This is a genomic window from Pauljensenia sp. UMB3104 (assembly GCF_030217285.1).
Lineage (GTDB): Bacteria > Actinomycetota > Actinomycetes > Actinomycetales > Actinomycetaceae > Pauljensenia.
The window spans coordinates 1-262 of sequence record NZ_JASONN010000364.1; the positions used below are offsets into that span (position 1 = coordinate 1).

Below are 262 nucleotides of genomic sequence, written 5' to 3' on the forward strand. Positions count from 1 at the left end.
GGGCGCGCCGACCACGGTGGGATACACGGACGAGGTCGTGGCAGCCAGGGCGTCGACGAGGCCCGCGCCCTGCTTGCGGGGCGAGTACAGCGCGCCCGTCGTCTGGGCTGCGTCGGTGAGCGGGCGAGCCGTGCCCATGATGAGGTTCTGCACCACATCAGCCTTCTGACGCGCACTCATCGAGGCGAAGAGCGGGTCAGACTGGACACGCTGCAAAACGATCGTGCTGACACCCGCCATCTGCGGAGTGGCCATCGACGTG

Annotated in this window: 1 protein-coding gene; it reads right to left on the reverse strand. The window is 68.3% G+C overall.

The features are described from left to right. Positions 1–262, reverse strand: a 262-nt coding sequence (locus tag QP415_RS12035) for a hypothetical protein (protein ID WP_285100236.1), incomplete at both ends; no start/stop codon positions are given.